Annotated in this window: 20 protein-coding genes; 5 read left to right on the forward strand and 15 right to left on the reverse strand. The window is 73.6% G+C overall.

The window, feature by feature from the left end; all coding sequences use genetic code 11:
• The first annotated feature begins 52 nt into the window (after positions 1-52).
• Positions 53-1,309 carry an amidohydrolase gene (locus ABZZ17_RS04405; RefSeq protein WP_356871852.1) on the forward strand — a complete coding sequence of 419 codons (1,257 nt, stop codon included), beginning with the start codon at positions 53-55 and terminating at the stop codon, positions 1,307-1,309.
• 210 nt (positions 1,310-1,519) lie between these two features.
• Here ABZZ17_RS04405 and cynS read toward each other — a convergent pair whose 3' ends face one another.
• On the reverse strand, positions 1,520-1,990 hold the full coding sequence (gene cynS / locus ABZZ17_RS04410; RefSeq protein ID WP_356871854.1) for a cyanase: 471 nt from the start codon (positions 1,988-1,990) through the stop codon (positions 1,520-1,522).
• 37 nt (positions 1,991-2,027) lie between these two features.
• Positions 2,028-2,615 (reverse strand): carbonic anhydrase, encoded by a 588-nt coding sequence (locus ABZZ17_RS04415; protein WP_356871856.1) that lies wholly within the window; start codon positions 2,613-2,615, stop codon positions 2,028-2,030.
• Positions 2,616-2,739: 124 nt separating this feature from the next.
• On the opposite strand from ABZZ17_RS04415, the gene cynR reads away from it, so the two are divergent.
• A complete protein-coding gene (cynR, locus tag ABZZ17_RS04420; RefSeq protein WP_356871859.1) occupies positions 2,740-3,651 on the forward strand; it encodes a transcriptional regulator CynR in 912 nt (303 codons plus the stop codon).
• 48 nt (positions 3,652-3,699) lie between these two features.
• Here cynR and ABZZ17_RS04425 read toward each other — a convergent pair whose 3' ends face one another.
• From ABZZ17_RS04425 to ABZZ17_RS04455, 7 genes are all read right to left on the reverse strand, one after another.
• On the reverse strand, positions 3,700-3,939 hold the full coding sequence (locus tag ABZZ17_RS04425) for a DUF6296 family protein (RefSeq protein WP_356871861.1): 240 nt from the start codon (positions 3,937-3,939) through the stop codon (positions 3,700-3,702).
• Positions 3,940-4,069: 130 nt separating this feature from the next.
• Positions 4,070-4,912 (reverse strand): ATP-binding cassette domain-containing protein, encoded by an 843-nt coding sequence (locus ABZZ17_RS04430; RefSeq protein WP_356871863.1) that lies wholly within the window; start codon positions 4,910-4,912, stop codon positions 4,070-4,072.
• Positions 4,909-5,901: an ABC transporter ATP-binding protein gene (locus ABZZ17_RS04435; RefSeq protein WP_356871865.1), complete on the reverse strand. Its 993-nt coding sequence runs from the start codon at positions 5,899-5,901 to the stop codon at positions 4,909-4,911. The genes ABZZ17_RS04430 and ABZZ17_RS04435 overlap by 4 nt, the downstream gene beginning before the upstream one ends.
• Positions 5,898-6,812 (reverse strand): ABC transporter permease, encoded by a 915-nt coding sequence (locus ABZZ17_RS04440; protein ID WP_356871867.1) that lies wholly within the window; start codon positions 6,810-6,812, stop codon positions 5,898-5,900. Before ABZZ17_RS04440 ends, ABZZ17_RS04435 begins: the two co-directional genes overlap by 4 nt.
• Complete coding sequence (locus tag ABZZ17_RS04445) at positions 6,809-7,792, reverse strand: ABC transporter permease (RefSeq protein WP_356871869.1); 984 nt, start codon at positions 7,790-7,792, stop codon at positions 6,809-6,811. Before ABZZ17_RS04445 ends, ABZZ17_RS04440 begins: the two co-directional genes overlap by 4 nt.
• Positions 7,789-9,453 carry an ABC transporter substrate-binding protein gene (locus tag ABZZ17_RS04450; RefSeq protein WP_356871871.1) on the reverse strand — a complete coding sequence of 555 codons (1,665 nt, stop codon included), beginning with the start codon at positions 9,451-9,453 and terminating at the stop codon, positions 7,789-7,791. The genes ABZZ17_RS04445 and ABZZ17_RS04450 overlap by 4 nt, the downstream gene beginning before the upstream one ends.
• 126 nt (positions 9,454-9,579) lie before the next feature.
• The gene (locus tag ABZZ17_RS04455; RefSeq protein ID WP_356871873.1) at positions 9,580-11,250 is read right to left on the reverse strand and encodes an amidohydrolase; all 1,671 of its coding nucleotides are present in this window, start codon (positions 11,248-11,250) and stop codon (positions 9,580-9,582) included.
• A gap of 128 nt (positions 11,251-11,378) precedes the next feature.
• Between ABZZ17_RS04455 and ABZZ17_RS04460 the strand changes: the two genes are divergently transcribed.
• Both ABZZ17_RS04460 and ABZZ17_RS04465 read left to right on the forward strand, forming a co-directional pair.
• Positions 11,379-12,074 carry a helix-turn-helix domain-containing protein gene (locus tag ABZZ17_RS04460; RefSeq protein WP_356871875.1) on the forward strand — a complete coding sequence of 232 codons (696 nt, stop codon included), beginning with the start codon at positions 11,379-11,381 and terminating at the stop codon, positions 12,072-12,074.
• 62 nt (positions 12,075-12,136) lie between these two features.
• The gene (locus ABZZ17_RS04465) at positions 12,137-12,718 is read left to right on the forward strand and encodes a YdeI/OmpD-associated family protein (RefSeq protein WP_356871877.1); all 582 of its coding nucleotides are present in this window, start codon (positions 12,137-12,139) and stop codon (positions 12,716-12,718) included.
• A gap of 18 nt (positions 12,719-12,736) precedes the next feature.
• Here ABZZ17_RS04465 and ABZZ17_RS04470 read toward each other — a convergent pair whose 3' ends face one another.
• The 6 genes from ABZZ17_RS04470 to ABZZ17_RS04495 form a co-directional block, all read right to left on the reverse strand.
• A complete protein-coding gene (locus ABZZ17_RS04470) occupies positions 12,737-13,627 on the reverse strand; it encodes an RNA polymerase sigma-70 factor (RefSeq protein ID WP_356871879.1) in 891 nt (296 codons plus the stop codon).
• Positions 13,628-13,673: 46 nt separating this feature from the next.
• A complete protein-coding gene (locus tag ABZZ17_RS04475) occupies positions 13,674-14,267 on the reverse strand; it encodes a HutD family protein (protein WP_356871881.1) in 594 nt (197 codons plus the stop codon).
• Positions 14,268-14,296: 29 nt separating this feature from the next.
• Positions 14,297-15,730: a VWA domain-containing protein gene (locus ABZZ17_RS04480; protein ID WP_356871883.1), complete on the reverse strand. Its 1,434-nt coding sequence runs from the start codon at positions 15,728-15,730 to the stop codon at positions 14,297-14,299.
• A 48-nt stretch (positions 15,731-15,778) separates the two neighbouring features.
• Positions 15,779-16,537, reverse strand: a complete 759-nt coding sequence (locus tag ABZZ17_RS04485) for a hypothetical protein (protein WP_356871885.1) — start codon at positions 16,535-16,537, stop codon at positions 15,779-15,781.
• Between the two features lie 158 nt (positions 16,538-16,695).
• Positions 16,696-16,899 carry a cold-shock protein gene (locus ABZZ17_RS04490; protein WP_030228921.1) on the reverse strand — a complete coding sequence of 68 codons (204 nt, stop codon included), beginning with the start codon at positions 16,897-16,899 and terminating at the stop codon, positions 16,696-16,698.
• A 230-nt stretch (positions 16,900-17,129) separates the two neighbouring features.
• Positions 17,130-17,855, reverse strand: coding sequence for an NAD(P)-binding domain-containing protein (locus ABZZ17_RS04495; RefSeq protein ID WP_356871887.1), 726 nt, complete (start codon positions 17,853-17,855; stop codon positions 17,130-17,132).
• A gap of 135 nt (positions 17,856-17,990) precedes the next feature.
• Here ABZZ17_RS04495 and ABZZ17_RS04500 point away from each other — a divergent pair, with 135 nt between their 5' ends.
• Positions 17,991-18,446, forward strand: a complete 456-nt coding sequence (locus ABZZ17_RS04500) for a hypothetical protein (RefSeq protein ID WP_356871889.1) — start codon at positions 17,991-17,993, stop codon at positions 18,444-18,446.
• Positions 18,447-18,537: the final 91 nt, after the last annotated feature.

Here is an 18,537-nt window from a genome sequence, read left to right on the forward strand (position 1 = left end):
GTGTCAGCGGTATGTCGTACCCGGTCGGAGCCGATGCCCGAGGATGGGCGGCATGACCGTCTCCACCCCGTACCCGGAACTGCCCGCGCTCCTGCGGCCGCTGACCGCCTTCTACCTGGACCTGCACCGCAACCCGGAGCTCTCGGGTGAGGAGGTCCGCACGGCCGGCGCCTTCGCCGGGTGGCTGGAGTCCGCCGGGTACGAGACCACGCGCGGGATCGGCGGCCACGGTGTGGCCGGGGTCCTGCGCCGGGGCGCGGGGCCGACGGTGATGCTGCGCGCCGAACTGGACGCGCTGCCGGTACGGGAGACGACCGGGCTGGCGTACGCGAGCGAGGGCCCGGTCGCGCACGCCTGCGGGCACGACCTGCACCTGGCGGCGGCCGCCGGGACGGCCTCGCTGCTGGCCGGTCCGGACGCGCCGCACTGGCGGGGCACGCTGATCGTGGTCGGGCAGCCCGCGGAGGAGACCCTGGAGGGTGCGCGGGCGATGCTCGCGGACGGGCTGTACGAGCGCGTCGGCCGCCCGGACGCCGTCCTGGCCCAGCACTCCGCCCCGCTGCCGGCGGGCATGGTCGCGCACGCGTACGGGCCGGTGACCGCCGGCAGCGTCACCTTCCGGGTCGTCGTCCACGGCCGCGGCGGGCACGCGGGGGCCCCGCACCTGACGGTGGACCCGGTGGTGACCGCCGCGCACCTGGTGACCCGGCTCCAGACGGTGGTGGCCCGTGAGGCGGCCCCGTCCGAGCAGGTGGCCGTCACCGTGGGCTCGTTCCGGGCGGGCGAGCGCGCCGCGATCGTGCCGGAGCGGGCCGAGCTGGGGATCACGGTACGGGCGGCCGGTGAGGCGGCGCTCGCGCGGGCCGCCGCCGGGGTCGAGCGGATCGTCCGCGCCGAGTGCGCCGCCTCGGGCTGCCCGCGGGAGCCGGAGATCGTCCGTGAGAGCGCCTCTCCCGTCACCCATCCCGATCCGGCGACGACTGCGGCGGTCCGCGACGCCCACACCGCGCGGTTCGGTGCGCAGCGGGTGGCGATGTGGCCGCCGTCGCTCGCGACCGAGGACTTCGCGCTGTTCGGCGACGCCGGGCGGGAGGTGCACGGCGCCGAGGGGGTCCGGCTGGCCTACTGGATGCTGGGCGCGATCGGTCCGGCGGCCTGGGCGGCCGCGCCCGGGGAGGGCGCCGCGGGCAAGCTGGCGTCGCTTCCGGCCAACCACGCCCCGGACTTCGCCCCGGACGTCCGCACGGCGCTCCCGGCCGGGGTCACCGCGCTGACGGAGGCCGCGCTGACCTGCCTGGCCCGGACCTGACGGCCCTGCGGCTCAGCGGCTCAGCCGCCCTGCGGCCTAGGGCCTGTCGTCAAACTCCCGTCTGCCCCGCGACGCCTGGCACGCGCTCTCGCCGCACCGGGCGAAAGCCAAGTACGTCCAGTACGCGGGCTTCCGCCCGGCGCGCCGAGAGCACGCACCAGACGCCGCAGGGCCGCCCTCCGGGCGACGACGGGAGTTTGACGACAGGCCCTAGAAGGGCTTGGTCGGCAGGTACTTGCCGTCGAGGGTGATGACGGCGCGCTCGCCGCCGTCGGGGTCGGCCACCTTCTTGACGTCCAGCCGGAAGTTGATGGCGCTGATGATGCCGTCGCCGAACTCCTCGTGGACGAGGGCCTTGAGGGTGGTCCCGTAGACCTGGAGCATCTCGTGGAAGCGGTAGACGGTCGGGTCGGTGGGGAAGGCGCCGGGGACGCCGCCGCGGGTCGGAACGGTCTGCAGCCACAGCGCGGCGTCGTCGTCCAGGCCGAGGAGTTCGCAGACGGCCCGGGCGGCGGGTTCGGGCAGCGGGTGCTGGCCGAGTACGGCGGCGGTGACGAAGGCCACGGACAGGCCGGTGACGTCGGCGATCTGGCGCCAGGTCAGGTCCTTGCGGATCTTGGCGGCCACGGCGGCGTCGGCGAGCTCGCGGCGGACGGTGGTGTCGAACAGGGCGTGCGGCATGGGAAGGGAATCCTTTCGGAGGGGGACGGGTGGGGGTTCAGGCGGCGAGGGCGGGCGGGCCGTCCGCGGTGTCGAGCTGTTCGACCGCGCCCGTGGGGATGTCGTAGACCCAGCCGCGCAGGGTGAGGGTCCGTTCCGCGAGGGCGCGGGCCACCGAGGGATGGGTGGCGAGGTTCGCCAGCTGGGCCCGGACGTTCTCCCGTACGAGGGAGTCCACTCCCCCGGCGGATCGGGCCAGGGAGGCGTCCGCGTGGCGGAGCCAGCCGGCGACCGCCGGCGCGGCGCTGAGGTCGTGCCGTTCCGCGAGGGCGGTCATCGCGCCGCAGGCGGAGTGCCCGCACACCACGATGTCGGTGACGCCGAGGACGGCGACGGCGTACTCGATGCTGGCCACGACCCCGTCCGGAGCCGGGGTGTGGGCGGGGACGAGGTTGCCCGCCGTGCGGATGACGAACAGCTCGCCCGGTTCGCTCTGGGTGATCAGTTCGGGTACCACCCGGGCGTCGGAGCAGCCGATGAAGAGGGCGGGCGGGCGGTGGTGGTGCTCCAGATCGGCGAAGAGCTTCGCCTTGGCGGGAAAGACGTCGTGCCGGAAACGCGCGACGCCCTCGGTCAGGCCGTGCATGGTCACTCCCCGGTGTTGGGATCCGCCCCGTGGGGCTGACGTGTTCCACCATGCATGAGCTGCGGTCATAGTGTCCAAGACGGAAAATCCATGAGCATCATTGATGGCATCTATAGTTGTTGTCATGGCTCCGGAACTGCGTCACCTGCGCTACCTGCTCGCGGTCGCCGAGCACCACAGCTTCACCCTCGCCGCGCAGGAGCTGCGGATCTCGCAGCCCACCCTCTCCCAGCAGATCAAGCAGCTGGAACGGACCGTGGGGGTACAGCTGCTGGACCGCGGCGGCCGTACGGTGCGCCTCACCGACGCGGGCGAGGCCTACGCCGAGCACGCGCGCCGCGCGCTGCGGGACCTCGCGGCCGCCGAGCGCGCCGTCCACGACGTCGCCGACCTGTCCCGCGGCCACCTGCGGCTGGCGATGACGCCCACCTTCACCGCGTACCTGCTCGGGCCGCTGCTCGCCGCCCTCCACGCCGCCCACCCCGGCGTCACCGTGGACGTGCGGGAACTGGCCCAGGACCGCATCGAGGCCGGGCTGCTGGCCGACGGCCTCGACCTCGGCGTCGCCTTCGACGGCCCCCACCCGCCGGGCATCGCCGCCACCGCGCTCTACACCGAGACCCTCGGCCTCGTCGTCGCCGGCCCGGCCCCCGCCGGGCCGCCGGACCCGCTGCCCGTCGCACGGCTGGCGGAGCTCCGACTGGCGCTGCTGAGCGGGGACTTCGCCACGCGGACCCACATCGACGCCTACCTCGCCGCCCACCGGGTCCGGCCGCGCGTCGCGGTCGAGACGGACTCCGTCCAGGCGCTGACGGAGCTGGTGCGGCGGACGGGGCTGGCCACCGTCCTGCCCGACGCCGTCACGGACGACCATCCCCGGCTGACCCCGGTTCCGCTGGTCCCGGCCCTGCCGCCGCGGACGGTCACCCTGCTCCGGCGCGAGGGCGGCTACCTGAGCGCCGCCGCCCGCGCCTTCACGACACTGGCCCGGGACCTGGTCGTCGCCCGCGGGTACGCCCCGGCGGGCGCACCCTGACGGCGGCCCGTCCCGCGCCCGGGGAGGCCCGCACCCCCGGCGGCGGCGTCAGGAGGGGTTCTCCTCCACGGAGCGGGCCACCACCCGGCGCAGCGGGGCCTGCTGGGCTCCCGTGGCCAGCATGCGGACCTCGCCCCGGTCACTGATCTCGGCGCGCACGATTCCGGTCGCGTCCGTGTACACCGGGTGGCCTCCCGGCCCCTTCGCCTCCGTCCGGTCCACGAGCACGACGTCCTGACCTCGTCCCTCGCTGTCGGGGAACACCAGCTCGTACCGTTCGGCACTCATTCGTCCACTCCCGTCGCAGGCCGCCCTCCCATGGTGAGCCGCCGAGGGCGGCCCCGCACGGCGTGATGGGCCGCGCGGGCGCCGCTCCGGTGGGCCGGCGGTGGTGACGGGCGCCGCTCCCTCTCGCCCGTCAAGGCGCCCGGAGGTCCAGGCCGCGGCGCCGGCGGCTGATGGAGTCCGGGTCCCAGCCCGGGCGGGGTACGGACGCCAGCAGGAGCCGGGTGTACGGGTGCTGGGGGTCGCCGAGCAGGTCGGCTACGGGGCGGTGTTCCATGGTCCGGCCCCGGTACATGACGAGCGCCTCGTCGCAGACGTAGCGGACCACCGCCAGGTCGTGGCTGACGAAGACGAGGCCGATCCCGGTGCCGCGCCTGATGTCGGTGAGCAGGTTCAGCACCTGCGCCTGTACGGACACGTCCAGGGCGGAGACGGCCTCGTCGAGGACGAGGACGGCCGGTTCGACGGCCAGGGCCCGGGCGATGGCGGCGCGCTGGCGCTGGCCGCCCGACAGGTGGCGGGGCAGTGCGGCCGCTTCGCGGTCACCGAGGCCGACCTGGGCGAGCAGGGCGCGGACCCGGTCCGCCCGTGTGGCGGGATCGCGGGATCCGTGCAGGCGCAGGACCCCGTCGAGGGTCGCGCCGATGGTGATCCGGGCGTCGAGGGAGAGGTAGGGGTCCTGGAAGACGATCTGGACGGCCTTGGCGCGGGCCAGCCGGGCGGCCTTCCCGCGTACGGACGGGGCGAGCGGCTCGCCCTGTACGAGGATCCGTCCGGCGTCGGGGCGTTCGAGGCCGATCAGCATCCGGGCCGTGGTGGTCTTGCCGGATCCGGACTCGCCGACGATGCCGAGCGCTCCGCCGGGGGGCAGGGTGAACGACAGGTCGTCGACGGCGACGACGGCCGAGGAACCGGTTCCGTACGTCTTGCGCAGGCCGTTGACCTGGAGCAGGGCGGGAGCGGGCGGGCTGGTCACCTGGTCTCCTGGTGCGCGTGCGGGGTGAGGGTGAGTTCGCCGGCGCGGTGGCAGGCGGCACGGGACGGGCCGTGCGCCTGCAGGGCGGGCACGGACCGGTCGCAACGGCCGGGCTCGGCGAAGGCGCAGCGTGGTGCGAAGGCGCAGCCGGGGGCGGATTCCGTCAGGCCCGTCGGGGCGCCGGGGATGGGGGTGAGGCGGCCGGCCGGGTGGCCGTCGAGGGGTGGCGAGGAGGCGATCAGGCCGGCGGTGTAAGGGTGGCGGGGTGCGGTGAACAGCTCGGTGACGGGGGCGGTTTCGACGATCCGGCCCGCGTACATGACGTAGATCCGGTCGCTGACGGAGGCGGCCAGTTCGACGTCGTGGGTGATGAGGAGCAGTCCGAGGCCGCGTTCTCGCCGGAGGCGGCCCAGGACGGCGAGGATCTCCGCCTGGGTGCTCACGTCGAGGGCGGTGGTCGGTTCGTCGCACAGCAGCAGGCGCGGTTCGGCGGTGAGCGCGGCGGCGATCACCACGCGCTGGAGCATGCCGCCGGACAGCTCGTGCGGGTACTGGCGCAGGTGGCGGGCGGGGTCGGGCAGGCCGACCGCGCCGAGGAGTTCGGCGGCCCGGGTCAGGGCGCGGTCCTTGGTCCAGCCGTGGACGAGGCGCAGCGATTCGGTGAGGAAGTCCCCGACGCGGCGGACCGGGTTGATGGCGGCCCGGGGATCCTGGTAGATCATCGCCGCCTTGGCGGTGCGCACCTCGCGCAGGCGCGCGGTGTCCGCGCCGACCAGGTCGGTGCCGTCGACGAGGACGCGGCCGGTGACCTCGGCGCCGGCGGGGAACAGGCCGAGTGCGGCGCGGGCGGTGACGGACTTGCCGGACCCTGATTCGCCGACCAGGGAGACGGTTTCGCCCGCGCCGACGTGGAGGCTGATGCCGTCGAGGACCGGGCGGGCCGTGCCGGGCAGGGTGACGCGCAGGTCCTCGTACTGGAGCAGGGTCATCGGGAGTCCCTCCCCGCGAGCTGGTCGCCGAGGTTCTCCCCGACGACGTTGAAGGCGACGACCACGACGACGACCGCGACGGCCGGGACGATCGCGGAGAGCGGCTGTCCCTGGAGGACGGCGGCCTGCCCCTGGTTGATCATCGCGCCCCAGTCGGGGGTCGGCGGCTGGACGCCGAGTCCGAGGAAGGAGAGGGCGGCGAGGTCGAGCAGTGCGTAGCCGAAGTTGACGGCCGACTGGGCGAGCAGGGTGGGGGCGATGTTCGGCAGCATCGCGCGGACGGTCACGAAGAGCGCGGAGTGGCCCTGTACGCGGTAGGCCGCGACGTAGGGCCGGGCCTTCTCCTGGAGGGCGAGGCCGCGGACCAGGCGTGCGGTGTACGGCATGTAGGCGAGGGACATGGCCAGGACCGGGGCGGTCGTCCCCTTGCCGAAGAGGGCGACCGCGAGGATCGCCAGCAGCAGCGCGGGGAACGCGAACACGACGTCGAGGACCCGGCCGGCGAGGGCGTCGGCCCAGCCGCCCCGCCACGCGGTGAACAGGCCCACGGCGATGCCCGCGACGGTGGAGAACAGGACGACGGCGAGCGGGCCGACGAGGCTGGTCCGGGCGCCGACGAGGAGCGCCGAGAGGGTGTCGTGGCCGCCCTGCCCGGTGCCCAGCCAGTGGCCCGGGCCGGGGCCGAGGAGCGTGTCGCCGAGGCTGCCGAACTCCGGGTCGTGCGGGGCGATCCAGGGTGCGGCCAGCGCGACCGCGACGAACAGGAGCAGGATCAGCAGGCAGGCCCGCTGGAGCCGGCTGCCGCCGAGGACGCGCAGGCGGGTGAACCGGGGGCGGCGGGCGCCCGCGGCCGGGACGGCCTGCGGCGTGCCGGGGGCGGCGGGCGCGAGGTGCGGGGCGGGTGTCTTCACCGGGCGCTCCCCGCCGCCGTACGCGGATCGATCAGGGGGTGGAGCAGGTCGACGAGGGCGTTGACCACGACGAACGCGGCCACGACCAGCAGCACGATCGCCTGGACGACCTGGAAGTCCAGCTGGTCGACCGACTGCACGAGCAGGGAGCCCACGCCGGACATCCCGAAGGCGGTCTCCACGATCGCGGTGCTCACGAGCATCCCCGAGACCAGGAGCGCGGAGACGGTGACGATCGGTCCGAGCGCGTTGCGCAGGACGTGCCGGCGGATGACGGTCCGGCGGGGCGTCCCCCGGCTGAGGGCGACCTCGACGTGTTCGCGGCGCAGTTCGTCGAGCATGGCGGAGCGCGTCACGCGGGTCACGAGGGCCATGAAGGTCACCGACAGGGCGAGGGCCGGCAGGAGCACATGGTGCAGCCGGTCCCAGGGGCCGGCGCCGTTGCCGATCGTCGGGAACCAGCCCAGGCGCACGCCCAGGACGGAGCGCAGCAGCAGGGCGACGACGAAGGCGGGTGCGGCCGCCCCGACGGTGACCGCCAGCATCAGCGCCCGGTCGGTGCGGGTGCCGCGGCGCAGGGCTCCGACGACGCCCGCACCGACGCCCGCGACGGCGATCATCAGGGCCGCGGTGGACACCAGGAGCAGGGACGCGGGCAGCCGCGACCAGATCACCGCCGCCACGTCCTGGTGGAAGAGGTGGGAGCGGCCGAAGTCCCCGCGCAGGACGCCTTCGAGCCAGTTCCAGTAGCGGACCGGGAAGGGCTCGTCGAAGCCGTACTGGCGGCGGATCTCGGCGAGTTGCTCCGGGCCGGGGCTGCGGCCCCGGACCAGGAAGCTCGCGGGGTCCCCGGGGGCGAGGTAGAGGGAGGAGAACACCAGGAAGGAGGTCACCCACAGGGTGGCGGCCATGCCGGCCAGTTTGCGCAGGACCCGTCCGGCACGGGCCGACACCGCCGCGGCGGCGGCCTTGCCCGTCATCCCCTGGCCCCGATCTCGGCGGCCCACGGGTAGTAGAGGTAGGCGATGGAGGGCTGGACGCCGGTGATGCGCTTGCCGAGGAAGACGCTGACGGGCTGGGTGTAGAGCGGCAGCCAGGGCAGTTCGCGCAGGGCGATCCGCTGGGCCTCGGCGTTGGCGGCCGCGTGTTCGGCCGGGTCGTGGGCGGCGACGGCCCGGTCCACGGCGGCGTCGAAGGCGGGCTCGGACCAGCCGCCGTAGTTGCTGAACGCGCCGGTGCGCAGGGAGCCGTACATGTCGAGCGGGTCGGTGATCGAGGTGTACCAGAAGGTGAGGAACAGGTCGATGCCCTCGCGGGCGGCCGGGTCGGTGAACAGCGTCGAGTACTTCTCGGCGGAGACGCTGTCGATCTGCGGGGTGAGTCCGATGGCCGTGGCGGCCTGGGCGACGGCCTGGGTGATGATGGTCGTCTGGGAGTCGAGCGGGCTGGTCGCGATCACGACCTTCTGCCCGGAGACCCCGGCCTCGGCGGCGAGCGCCTTGGCCCCGGCCGGATCGTAGGGGTATTTTTGCAGGTCCTTCAGGAGGGCCTCGCGGGCCGCGGCGGGCGCCTCGTTCCACATGTTGTCGGTGACGAGGGAGTCGGCGACCTCCCCGGCCCCGCCGGCTCCGGCCTTGACGATGCCCTTGCGGTCGATGGCCATGAGGAGGGCCCGGCGGACGCGGACGTCACCGAGGGGTCCCTTGAGGTTGCCGACCACCTCCTGGGCGACGGTGGTGTTGCGGCCGAAGTAGAGCGTTCCGGCCCGGGTCGAGCCGAGTTGGGCGTACGAGTTCGGCGGGACCATCCAGCCGCCGTCGACCTCGCCGCTCTGGAAGGCGTTGACGCGGGTCGTCGCGTCGGTCAGGAAGACGAACTTGACCTCGCCGGACTTCGCCTTGAGGTCCTGGTTCCAGTAGCCGTCGAAGCGTTTGAGGGTGAGCGACTGGCCGGAGGTCCAGGAGCCGAAGGAGAAGGGGCCGGTGCAGTTCACCCCGGTCCGCGGGTTCCCGTAGTCCTTGCCGGACTTGGCGAGGGTGGCGGCGGACTCCACCGTGCCGGGACTGGCCGCGAGGTACTTGTTGAAGGTGGAGTCCGGCTGGGACAGGGTGACGGTCACCTCCAGGGGGCCGGTCCGGTCGACGGAGGTGACGTTCCTGAAGGGGTAGGCCCAGACGGAGGCGACCTGCGGGTCGAGGTTGCGGCGCAGCGAGGCGACGACGTCGTCCGCGGTGAGCTCGGTCCCGTCGTGGAAACGGACGCCGGGGCGGATCTGGTAGACCCAGGTGGTGGGGGTGGGGTTGGCGTACGAGGTGGCGAGGTTCGGGGAGGTCGTCAGGTCCGGGTTCCAGCGGAGCAGGCTCTCGCAGACGTTGGCGAGGATCTGGTTGGGCGGGTAGTCGAACGAGTAGGCGTAGTCGATGGTCGCCGGTTCGGCGAAGGTCGACCAGGTGAAGGAGTCCACGGCTGCGGTGGCGGCGGGCGTGCGGTCCGTGATCCGGAAGGCGGTGGCGGGTTCCTCCGCGGGGCCCGCGGTGCCGCTGCACGCACTGGTGACGAGTACCGCGGCCGCCGCGAGGCAGGCTGCCGCGGTGTGCCGGATCCGGCTGGGGCGGGTCGCTCTCGGTCGGGCTGATGGCATGGTCTGGCTCCCTGAGGGGTGAGCGTGTGGGGTACGTGTGCACGGCCGGTGGCGGCCCGGCCGGTCCCGCCGGGTGCGCGGGGCGGAGCGGGAGGTTAGGCGGGGGGGGGGCCGGAGGGCGGGGGCTCAGCCGGCGGCCGCGTGGACCTGTTCGCCCTCCAGGTAGGTGCGGCGGACGCGGGTGGCGGCGATCTCCTGGGCGGGGTGCTCGAAGGGGTCCCGGTCGAGGACGGCGAGGTCGGCGTACTTGCCCGCTTCGATGGTGCCGGTGACCCCGTCGAGGTGGTTCACCCAGGCGCTGCCGGCGGTGTAGGCGGTCAGGGCCTGGGCCAGGGTCAGCGCCTGTTCCGGGAAGAAGGGCCTGCCCGGGTCCTGTTCGGGCACCTGCCGGTTGACGGCGACGTGGATGCCCTCCAGGGGGTCGGGGCTGCTCACGGACCAGTCGCTGCCGGCGACGAGGCGTGTGCCGGCGCGGTGCAGGTCGCCGAACGGGTATTGCAGGGCGGCGCGTTCGGGTCCCAGGAAGGGGATCGTCAGCTCGTCCATCTGCGGTTCGTGGGCGGCCCACAGGGCCTGGATGTTGGCGGCCGCGCCGAGCCGGGCGAAGCGGCCGATGTCGTCCGGGTGGACGACCTGGAGGTGGGCGAGGTGGTGGCGGTTGTCGTTGGCGCCGTTGGCCGTGCGGGCCGCTTCGAGGGCGTCCAGCACCTCGCGGACGGCCCGGTCTCCGAGGGCGTGGAAGTGGAGCTGGAACCCGGACCGGTCGAGGAGGCGCACCGCCTCGGTGAGCAGCCTCGGTTCGATGAAGCTGAGCCCGGAGTTCGCGGTGGCGCAGCCGCATCCGTCGAGGTACGGGTCGAGCATGCCGGCGGTGAAGTTCTCGGCGATGCCGTCCTGCATGATCTTCACGCTGGTGGCGCGGAAGCGGCCGGCCCGTCCGGTGCGGCGGCGTTCTTCCAGTTCGGGGATCTGTTCCAGGCCGCGTTCGCGGTCCCACCACAGGGCGCCCACGACGCGGGCCCGCAGGGATCCCTCGCGGGCCGCCCGCAGGTAGACGTCGTGGTTGTCGGGGTTCCCGGGGAAGGCGCCGATCATGGCGTCCTGCCAGCCGGTGACGCCGAGGGAGAAGAGGTGCTCCTGGGCGGCCAGCAGTCCGGCGTGGGACTCGTCGGGGGTGGCGAGGGGCACGTGGCGGGCGACGAGGTCCACCGCGCCCTCCTGGAGGGTGCCGGCCGGGCTTCCGTCGGGTTCCCGCTCGATCCGGCCGTCCGCGGGGTCGGGGGTGTGGCGGTCGACTCCCGCGAGGCGCAGGGCCCGGGTGTTGACCCAGGCTCCGTGGCCGTCGCGGTTGGTGAGCAGGACCGGCCGGTCCGGGACCACCGCGTCGAGCAGGGCGCGGGTGGGGGTGCCGCCGGGGAAGACGTCCATCGACCAGCCGCCGCCGCGGATCCAGGCCGCTTCCGGGTGGCTCCGGGCGTGGTCGGCCACCACCTTCAGGTAGCCGTCGAGTGAGTGCTGCCCGCTGAGGTCGCAGCCGAGCATCTGCACCCCGGCCACCACCGGGTGGACGTGGGCGTCCTGGAACCCCGGGACGAGCAGGCCGCCTTCGAGGTCGACCACCTCGGTGGTCCGGCCGGCGAGGGCGCGGACCCCGCTGTCGTCGGAGACGGCCAGGACGCGGCCTCCCCCGATGGCGACGGCCGCCCTGACGGGGGCGTCGCCGGTCCCGGTGAAGACCTTGCCCCCCACGAAGACGGTGTCGGCCCGCTGGGTGTCGCGCTGCCTGGTGTCGGACATCGGCGCATCCTCCGGCTCGGCGGGCGGGGCCCGCACGGCGTGTTGTTGAGGAGGAGTGAACGGGAGCGCAACATTGTTGTCAACGGTGTTGCGCTGGCTCTGTTCCACATCGTTACACTGGCCGCACCATGCCGAAGTCATCCGACACACCCGCCCGGTCCAAGCGCGCCGGCAGTCAGCTCACGCCCGACGCGATCATCGAAGCGAGCCTGCGCATCGCGGCGCGCGGCAGCCAGGACGCGTTCACCGTCCGGCGTCTCGGCGAGGAGCTGGGCGCCGACCCGACCGCGATCTACCGGCACTTCCGCGACAAGGACGAGCTGCTGCTGTCGGTCGCCGACCGCACGCTCGGCGAGGTGCTCGACAGCATCCCCGAGGGCCTCGGCTGGAAGGACCGGCTGCGCGCGCTCGCCGCGGGCTCCCTGGAGGTCGCCCTCAAGTACCCGGTGGTCGGCTCGACGATGGCCAGCCGCACCACCCGCAGGCCCAACGAGTTCCGGGTCGTCGAGCTCATCCTCGGCGCCGTGCGCGAAGCGGGGCTCGACGGTGCCGAGGCCGCGGTCCACTACCGGATGGTCGGCGACTCCCTCCTCGCGTACGTCGGCCAGCGCGCCGCCTACCTGCTGTTCGACCCGGACGTCCGGGCGGCCGACGAGTCCTCGTGGAGCCGCGAGTACCGCCTGGTCGACGCCCAGGGGTTCCCCCACATCACCCGGCTGAGCACCGAGCTGGCCGAGGTGACGGACGAACAGATCTTCCTGGTGCGCGTCGAGGCCCTGATCACCGCGATCGAGACCCGGGCGCAGGCGCTCCGCGCACGGTAGGCGGAACACCGCTCGACGACAGGGCTGACGACAGGACTGACGACACCGCCTAGCCTGGCGCCATGGACGAGATCGACGGGGTGGACATCATCGCCTTCGCGGACGCCGCGGCGTTCGAGGGCTGGCTGGCGGAGCACTGGACGCGCGCGGAGGGCGTCTGGGTGAAGGTGGGGAAGAAGAGGTCGGGCATCCCCTCGGTCACCGACGACGAGCTGGTCGACATCGGGCTCTGCTACGGCTGGATCTCCGGGCAGCGCCGCTCCCTCGACGAGCGGTGCTACCTCCAGCGGTACGTGCCGCGCCGCCCCCGGAGCCTGTGGTCGAAGGTGAACGTGGACAAGGTCGCCGCGCTCACGGCGGCGGGCCGGATGCGCGAGCCCGGGCTGGCCGAGGTGCGCCGGGCGCAGGCGGACGGCAGGTGGGAGGCGGCGTACGCGTCGCAGAAGACGGCGGAGCCGCCGCCGGACCTGGTGGCCGCGCTCGAAGCGGACCCCCGGGCCCGGGAGGCGTTCGGGGCACTGGACCGGACCGGCCGCTACCAGCTGATCCTGCCGCTGCTCCAGTCCCTCACCCCGCAGGCGCGGAGGGCCCGCCTCGAACGGGTCCTGCGCACGCTGACGGGCGGCGGCGCGGAGTCCCTGTGACCCCGCGCCGGGGCGGCGTCACCCCCGCTCGGGGTCCGTCCCGCTCAGGCCGCGGAGCTTGTCGGGGTTGATCTGGAGGCGGAGGTTGCGGAGCTTGCCGTGCTCCAGGTCGAAGGTGACCGCTCCCATGGGGGTGTCCCCGGCGAGGGCGAGGAGGCCCAGTTCGCCGTTGATGACGGCCGGAACGGTGGTGACGGGGGCCATTTCGGGCTTCTTCAGCACGCCCACCAGCCAGCGCGCCACCTTGTCCGGTCCGTACAGCGGGCGGAGCGCCGCCCTGACCTTGCCGCCGCCGTCCGACCAGGCGGTGACGTCGGGGGCGAGCATCTCCATGACGGCGTTCAGGTCCCCGCCCGCGCACGCGCTGATGAACCGGGCCGTGACCGCCTCGCGCTCCGCGCTGTCGGTGTCGTAGCGGGGGCGGCGGGACTGGACGTGCTTGCGGGCGCGGTGGGAGATCTGCCGGACCGTGGGCTCCGGGCGCTCCAGCACCTCGGCGATCTCCGCGTGCGAGTAGCCGAACACCTCGCGCAGCACGAAGACCGCGCGCTCGACGGGTGCGAGGGTCTCCAGGACGACCAGCATCGCCGTCGACACGCTCTCCGCGACTTCCTGTCCCTGCGCGGCGTCGGGCGCCGTCAGCAGCGGCTCGGGGAGCCAGGGGCCGACGTACTCCTCGCGGGTGGCCCGGGCGGAGGTGAGCCGGTTCAGGGACAGGTTGGTCACCGTGCGCACCAGGTACGCCTTGGGGTGACGGACCTCCGAGCGGTCGGCCTTGTGCCACGTCAGCCAGGCGTCCTGGACGATGTCCTCGGCGTCGGCGACGCTGCCCAGCATGCGGTAGGCGGTGGCGAACAGGAGCCTGCGGTGTTCCGCGAAGGGGTCCTGGTCCGTTTCGGTCTCGGTCACCGGGCGATTCTGCCCGCACCGCCTCCGGCCTGCAAGATCGAACTCGCTACCCGGTGGTCCTCAGGCGCACCAGGGCCGCCCGGGCCGTGGTGCGGACCAGGCCGGTGAGCGGGCCGGTCGCCAGGAGCGCGTCGTACGGCGCCAGTTCGGCGGGCGGGCCCGGCGCGTCGGTGCGGTCGAAGGCCGCCGGGCCGTCGAGGGCGACGAGGAGGACCGTCTCGTCCGGTGCCACGACGAGGTCCAACTCGCCGCGTACGACGGCGGTCCGGGCCTCGGTGCGGTCCCGCCGGTACATCACGTTGAAGTTGACGACGGGGCCGTCCAGGAGCCGGCAGTCGGTGGGCCGGTCCCCGGGGAAGTGCCGGGGTGCGTAGCGTTCGCCGACCAGGCGGCGCTCCCCCGCGACGGTGAGGTCCATGCCCGCCCCCTCGGCGAGGGTGAGCGTACGGTCGACGCCCGGGAACACCGAGAAGGGGCCGTCGGTGTCCACCTCGGCGAGGCTGACGCGCCAGGCGAAGTCGGCCGTGCCGGCGTGCTCGGGCCGTGCCGCGATCTCGCGGGTGACTCCCCCGCCGTTCTTCCAGGGCGTGGCGGTGCGGTCGGCGGCGCGCAGGATCCTGAGGCCGGCGGGGGTGCTCACGAGGGTCTTCCTTCTTTCGGGGTGCGCGTTCAGCGCAGGATGCCGGCCTGTCGGGCGGCGCGCAGCCAGGACGGGAACTCGGACAGCAGCCGGTCGTACAGCTCGGGGTCGGAGACCTGGTCGATGTCGTCGACGGCGAAGAACCCGACGTTGTCGACGCGGCGGCCGGGCATGGTGTCGAAGCGTTCGAGCACACCGAATCCGGCGCGCCCGAGGCCGACGAACTGCCAGAACACCGGTTCCTCCACGGCGGCCCGCAGTTCCCGTTCGATCTCGTCGTTGCGGTAGACGCCGCCGTCGGAGAAGAACAGCACCAGGGTCGGGACGGACGACGACTGGGTGCGGACGAAGTCCCGCACCTCGGCGATGACCTTCTGCTCCTCGTTCTGGAAGCCGACGGCGCGCATGTCGACCTGGCCCGGCTGGAGCCCCTTGGGCGGCTTCTTGCGGCCGAAGAGGCTCATCTGGCCGACGCGCACGTGCAGGCGCAGCCAGTCCGGAAGGTCACCGATCGCGAGGTCGGGCAGTCGGGCCGGGTTCGTGGCGAAGGTCCACGCCTGCATCTCGCCGTCGTCGTCGAGCTGTGCGGCCACGGCCGCCATGCGCTCGACGACGCCCGCCACCGTGCCGCGGGAGTAGAGGGCGCTCATCGAGCCGGAGGCGTCGAGGACGAGGATCACGCGGGCGGTGACCCCGGTGGCGCCGGCCTTGCTCAGGCTCACGGCTACCTGCTGCTTGCGCAGCGAGAGCCGTTTGCGCATGTCGACGGGGAGCCACTCCTCGCCCTTGACCAGCCGTACCGCGGAATCGGCGGGCGGGGCCGCGGGGGTGACGGCCGGTGAGGCGGGAGCGGCCCGCAGGTAGGGGGAGGTGGTTGGGGCGGGGGCTGGGGCGGGGGCGCGGACGGGCGCGGGAGCCGGTACGGGCGCGGCGGCCGTGGTGGGGGGTTCGTCGTCGACGGTGATCCCGAAATCGGTCGCGAGCCCGGCGAGGCCGCTCGCGTAGCCCTGCCCCACCGCCCGGAACTTCCACGCGCCGGCCCGCCGGTAGAGCTCACCGCTGACGAAGGCGGTCTCGGCCCCGGCGGTCATGTCGAAGCGCGCCAGCTCGGCCCCAGAGGCCGAGTCGAGGAGCCGCAGGTGCAGGCCGGGGACCTGCCCGAACGTCCCGCCGTCGGCGGAAGCGCACAGGGCGACGCGTTCGACGTCCGCCCCCAGGGCGGCGAGGTCCACCTCCAGCGCGTCCGCGCCGGGTCGCTTCCCGAGGTGGCGTACGGACCCCGAGGCGTGTCTCGGCTGGTTGTAGAACACGAAGTCACCGTCGGAACGGACCCGGCCGCCGCTGGTCAGCAGCAGCGCCGAGGCGTCCACGTCCGGCACGCCGGGGCCGGCGGACCAGCCGAGGACGGCGCGGACGGAGGGTGCCGCGACGGGCAGGTTGGCGCCTTTGCTCAGTGTCGTCACGACGGACAGTCTGCCCGGAGGTGTGCCGCTCCAGGTAGCGGTTGTGGCTCAGGAGGCCCGTCGGGTGGTGTGCGGGAGCGTGAGCCGGGCCGGACGCTCCAGCTCCTCTCCGGCGCCCTCCGGGGCGTCGGTGTCGAGGGCCCGGACCTCCAGCGGGGAACTTCCCGTGGGGCCGGTGGCGGTGGCGCGCAGCCGGTACCGCTCGGTGCGCACGGCGTCCCGGTCGAGGGGCGAGCCGCCGACGTGGAGGGCGTACGGCTTGAAATCGTTGGCGATGCGCAGCTCGACGGGGTTCCAGCGGCCCGTCGCCGGGTCCCGGCGTTCGAGGACCAGGGAGGCCGCCGGGCCGGGGAGGTCGCCCGGGGCCGGTCCGAAGGACTCCGTCTGGAAGGTGAGCAACAGGTGCCGGTAGGCCCGGGTGTTGCCGTTGCGCAGGGTCAGGGTGAATTCCTGGGCCGGACCGCCCCGCACCAGGCGGAGTGCGCCGCCCCGGGTGCTCACCGACAGGGAGAGGCGGGTGGCGGGGGCCGGGGAGGAACGGAGCGGCGGCGCCGCGGCCGGGTTCGTCGCGGCGGTGGTCACGGGGGCCGCGGTCACCGGCGCCGGGGCCGACGGGGACGCCGCGGTGGGCGTCGCGGCGGGCGTCGCTGCGGTGCTCGCGCCGGACGGGGCCGGGGAGACCGGGGCAGCCGGGGAGGCCGGGGCGGAGAGGGACGACGGGCCCGGCCGCAGGTCCGTGCAGCCCGTCGCCGGCAGGAGCGGCACCAGCAGGACCGCGGTGACGAGGAGACGGGGTCTGACGTGCATGGGCGGCCTCCTGGGGGCTCCGGGTGCCGGAGAACGTAGCAAGGAGGCGGGCCGCCTGCGGAGGGCCGGGCGATGACGCTTCGGTCACGGTGTGGAACGAGCCGGGGCCCGCACCGTCGGTGCGGGCCCCGGCCCTCGTGTACCGCGCGTCCCGAAGGTCAGGCGGGAACGATGTTCTCGGCCTGCGGGCCCTTCTGGCCCTGCGTGACGTCGAAGTTCACCTTCTGGCCTTCCTGAAGCTCACGGAAGCCCTGGGTGGCGATGTTCGAGTAGTGGGCGAACACGTCGGCGCCGCCGCCGTCCTGCTCGATGAAGCCGAAACCCTTTTCCGCGTTGAACCACTTCACGGTGCCGGATGCCATATGGATTCTCCTTCGGGGCTGTACCCGGGGCCGCACTGTGCGGACACCGGAGTCGACGTGATGTTTGACCCGTCCGAAAAGCATCCGGAAATAAAAAGTGCACCCGCCGGGCAATCCGACGGGAGCACTTGAAATATTTGGGAACCACACCCGCAACTGGATCTCACCGTAGCACAGGGAATCCCTTCGGACGCGGAGAGTTACCGCGTCCGGGCGTACGGTTCGCGAGCTCAGCCGCGGAATTCCTCCGGGCGCACCGGGGAGGCCTCGGCCAGCGCCTTGACGACGGCGTCGGTGCCCGCGCGCAGCCCGTAGACGGGGGTGTTCGGCTGCTGCCGCCAGGATTCGTCGATGCCGCCGGCGTCGACGGTGTCGAAGCCGAGCTCGTCGATCAGGTCCCGGACGGTCTTCTTGGCGCGCTCGTCGTCGCCGGCGACGGGGAGGGCGATGCGCTCCGGGTCTCCGGCCGGGCGGGGCCGCGTGAGGATGTCCTCGGCGTAGGTCCCGTTGAAGGCCTTGACCACGGGGTGACCGAGGTGCTGTTCGGTCCAGCGGCTCTCGGTCCGGCCCTCGTCCTCGATGGCGGCGATGCGGCCGTCGCGCTGCTGCGGGTAGTAGTTGCCGGTGTCGATGACGACGAAGCCCTCGGCGGCCCCGTCGAACACCCCGGAGGGCAGGTCGGGCACGTTCTTGAAGGGGATGGTGACCACGACGACCTCCGCGCCGCGGGCCGCTTCGGCGACCGTGACGGGGGTGGCTCCGGTCTCCTCGGCGAGGGCGGTCAGGGTCTGGGGGCCGCGGGAGTTCGCGACGGAGACCTGGTGTCCGAGGGTGGTGAGCCGACGGGTGAGATTGCCGCCGATGTTGCCGGCGCCGATGATGCCGATCTTCATGAGCTCTCCAGTGCGTACGTTCGGATATCGCCTCCGCCCCAACCGCGACGACTCCCCCGGCATTCCGGCGATCCCCCGTACGAACGAATTCCGGCCATTCCCCGGACGGAAAGAACCGGCGGGTGCGGGAGGCCGTCCTCAGGGGCAGTGCCAGTGACCGCAATGGCACGCACTCAGCACGGGGAAAGGTTCCGATCCATGTTCACGTTCTCCAAGCGCACCACCTCCCTCGCCGTCGCCGCCACCGCGGGAGCGGCCGCCCTCGCGTTCGCCGTCGCCTCCGGCACGTCCGCGACCGCCGCGGCTCCCCCGTCCGTCTCGGGCAGCCCCGAGGGTGCGTTCACCCGGATCGCCGACTTCTACGGCTCCTACATCGACGCGGTGTACGAGGGCGACGGCAGGACGGCCGACCAGCTGCGCGCCTTCTACCTCTCCGAGCCCCTCCAGCGGGAGCTGGAGCGGTGGGAGGAGACCAACCACGCCAACGGGGTGCTGCGCGCGCAGAACGTGCCGACGCGGTGGAAGGTGACGTCCACGGGCAGCGGGATGGGCAAGACGAACGCGACGGTCACCCTGACCTGGGGCAGCGACACGACCGAGATCCGCGTCCAGGCCGACCTGAAGACGAAGAAGCTCGTCTCCATCACGGACTGATCCGGTCCGCCGGTGGACGACTGTGGGGCCCGCCGGGGGGGGGGGGCCCCCCCGGGGACCCGGGGCCGGGGCGCCCGGGGGGTTTGGGGCC

The organism is Streptomyces sp. NPDC006512 (assembly GCF_040611935.1).
Classification (GTDB): domain Bacteria; phylum Actinomycetota; class Actinomycetes; order Streptomycetales; family Streptomycetaceae; genus Streptomyces.

Bases quoted from the DNA above. Each gene is read 5' to 3' on its own strand.
- ABZZ17_RS04405 (WP_356871852.1), top strand. From the start codon at position 53: ATGACCGTCTCCACCCCGTACCCGGAACTGCCCGCGCTCCTGCGGCCG.
- cynS (WP_356871854.1), bottom strand. From the start codon at position 1,990: ATGCCGCACGCCCTGTTCGACACCACCGTCCGCCGCGAGCTCGCCGAC.
- ABZZ17_RS04415 (WP_356871856.1), bottom strand. From the start codon at position 2,615: ATGCACGGCCTGACCGAGGGCGTCGCGCGTTTCCGGCACGACGTCTTT.
- cynR (WP_356871859.1), top strand. From the start codon at position 2,740: ATGGCTCCGGAACTGCGTCACCTGCGCTACCTGCTCGCGGTCGCCGAG.
- ABZZ17_RS04425 (WP_356871861.1), bottom strand. From the start codon at position 3,939: ATGAGTGCCGAACGGTACGAGCTGGTGTTCCCCGACAGCGAGGGACGA.
- ABZZ17_RS04435 (WP_356871865.1), bottom strand. From the start codon at position 5,901: ATGACCCTGCTCCAGTACGAGGACCTGCGCGTCACCCTGCCCGGCACG.
- ABZZ17_RS04445 (WP_356871869.1), bottom strand. From the start codon at position 7,792: ATGACGGGCAAGGCCGCCGCCGCGGCGGTGTCGGCCCGTGCCGGACGG.
- ABZZ17_RS04450 (WP_356871871.1), bottom strand. From the start codon at position 9,453: ATGCCATCAGCCCGACCGAGAGCGACCCGCCCCAGCCGGATCCGGCAC.
- ABZZ17_RS04455 (WP_356871873.1), bottom strand. From the start codon at position 11,250: ATGTCCGACACCAGGCAGCGCGACACCCAGCGGGCCGACACCGTCTTC.
- ABZZ17_RS04460 (WP_356871875.1), top strand. From the start codon at position 11,379: ATGCCGAAGTCATCCGACACACCCGCCCGGTCCAAGCGCGCCGGCAGT.
- ABZZ17_RS04465 (WP_356871877.1), top strand. From the start codon at position 12,137: ATGGACGAGATCGACGGGGTGGACATCATCGCCTTCGCGGACGCCGCG.
- ABZZ17_RS04485 (WP_356871885.1), bottom strand. From the start codon at position 16,537: ATGCACGTCAGACCCCGTCTCCTCGTCACCGCGGTCCTGCTGGTGCCG.
- ABZZ17_RS04490 (WP_030228921.1), bottom strand. From the start codon at position 16,899: ATGGCATCCGGCACCGTGAAGTGGTTCAACGCGGAAAAGGGTTTCGGC.
- ABZZ17_RS04495 (WP_356871887.1), bottom strand. From the start codon at position 17,855: ATGCCGGGGGAGTCGTCGCGGTTGGGGCGGAGGCGATATCCGAACGTA.
- ABZZ17_RS04500 (WP_356871889.1), top strand. From the start codon at position 17,991: ATGTTCACGTTCTCCAAGCGCACCACCTCCCTCGCCGTCGCCGCCACC.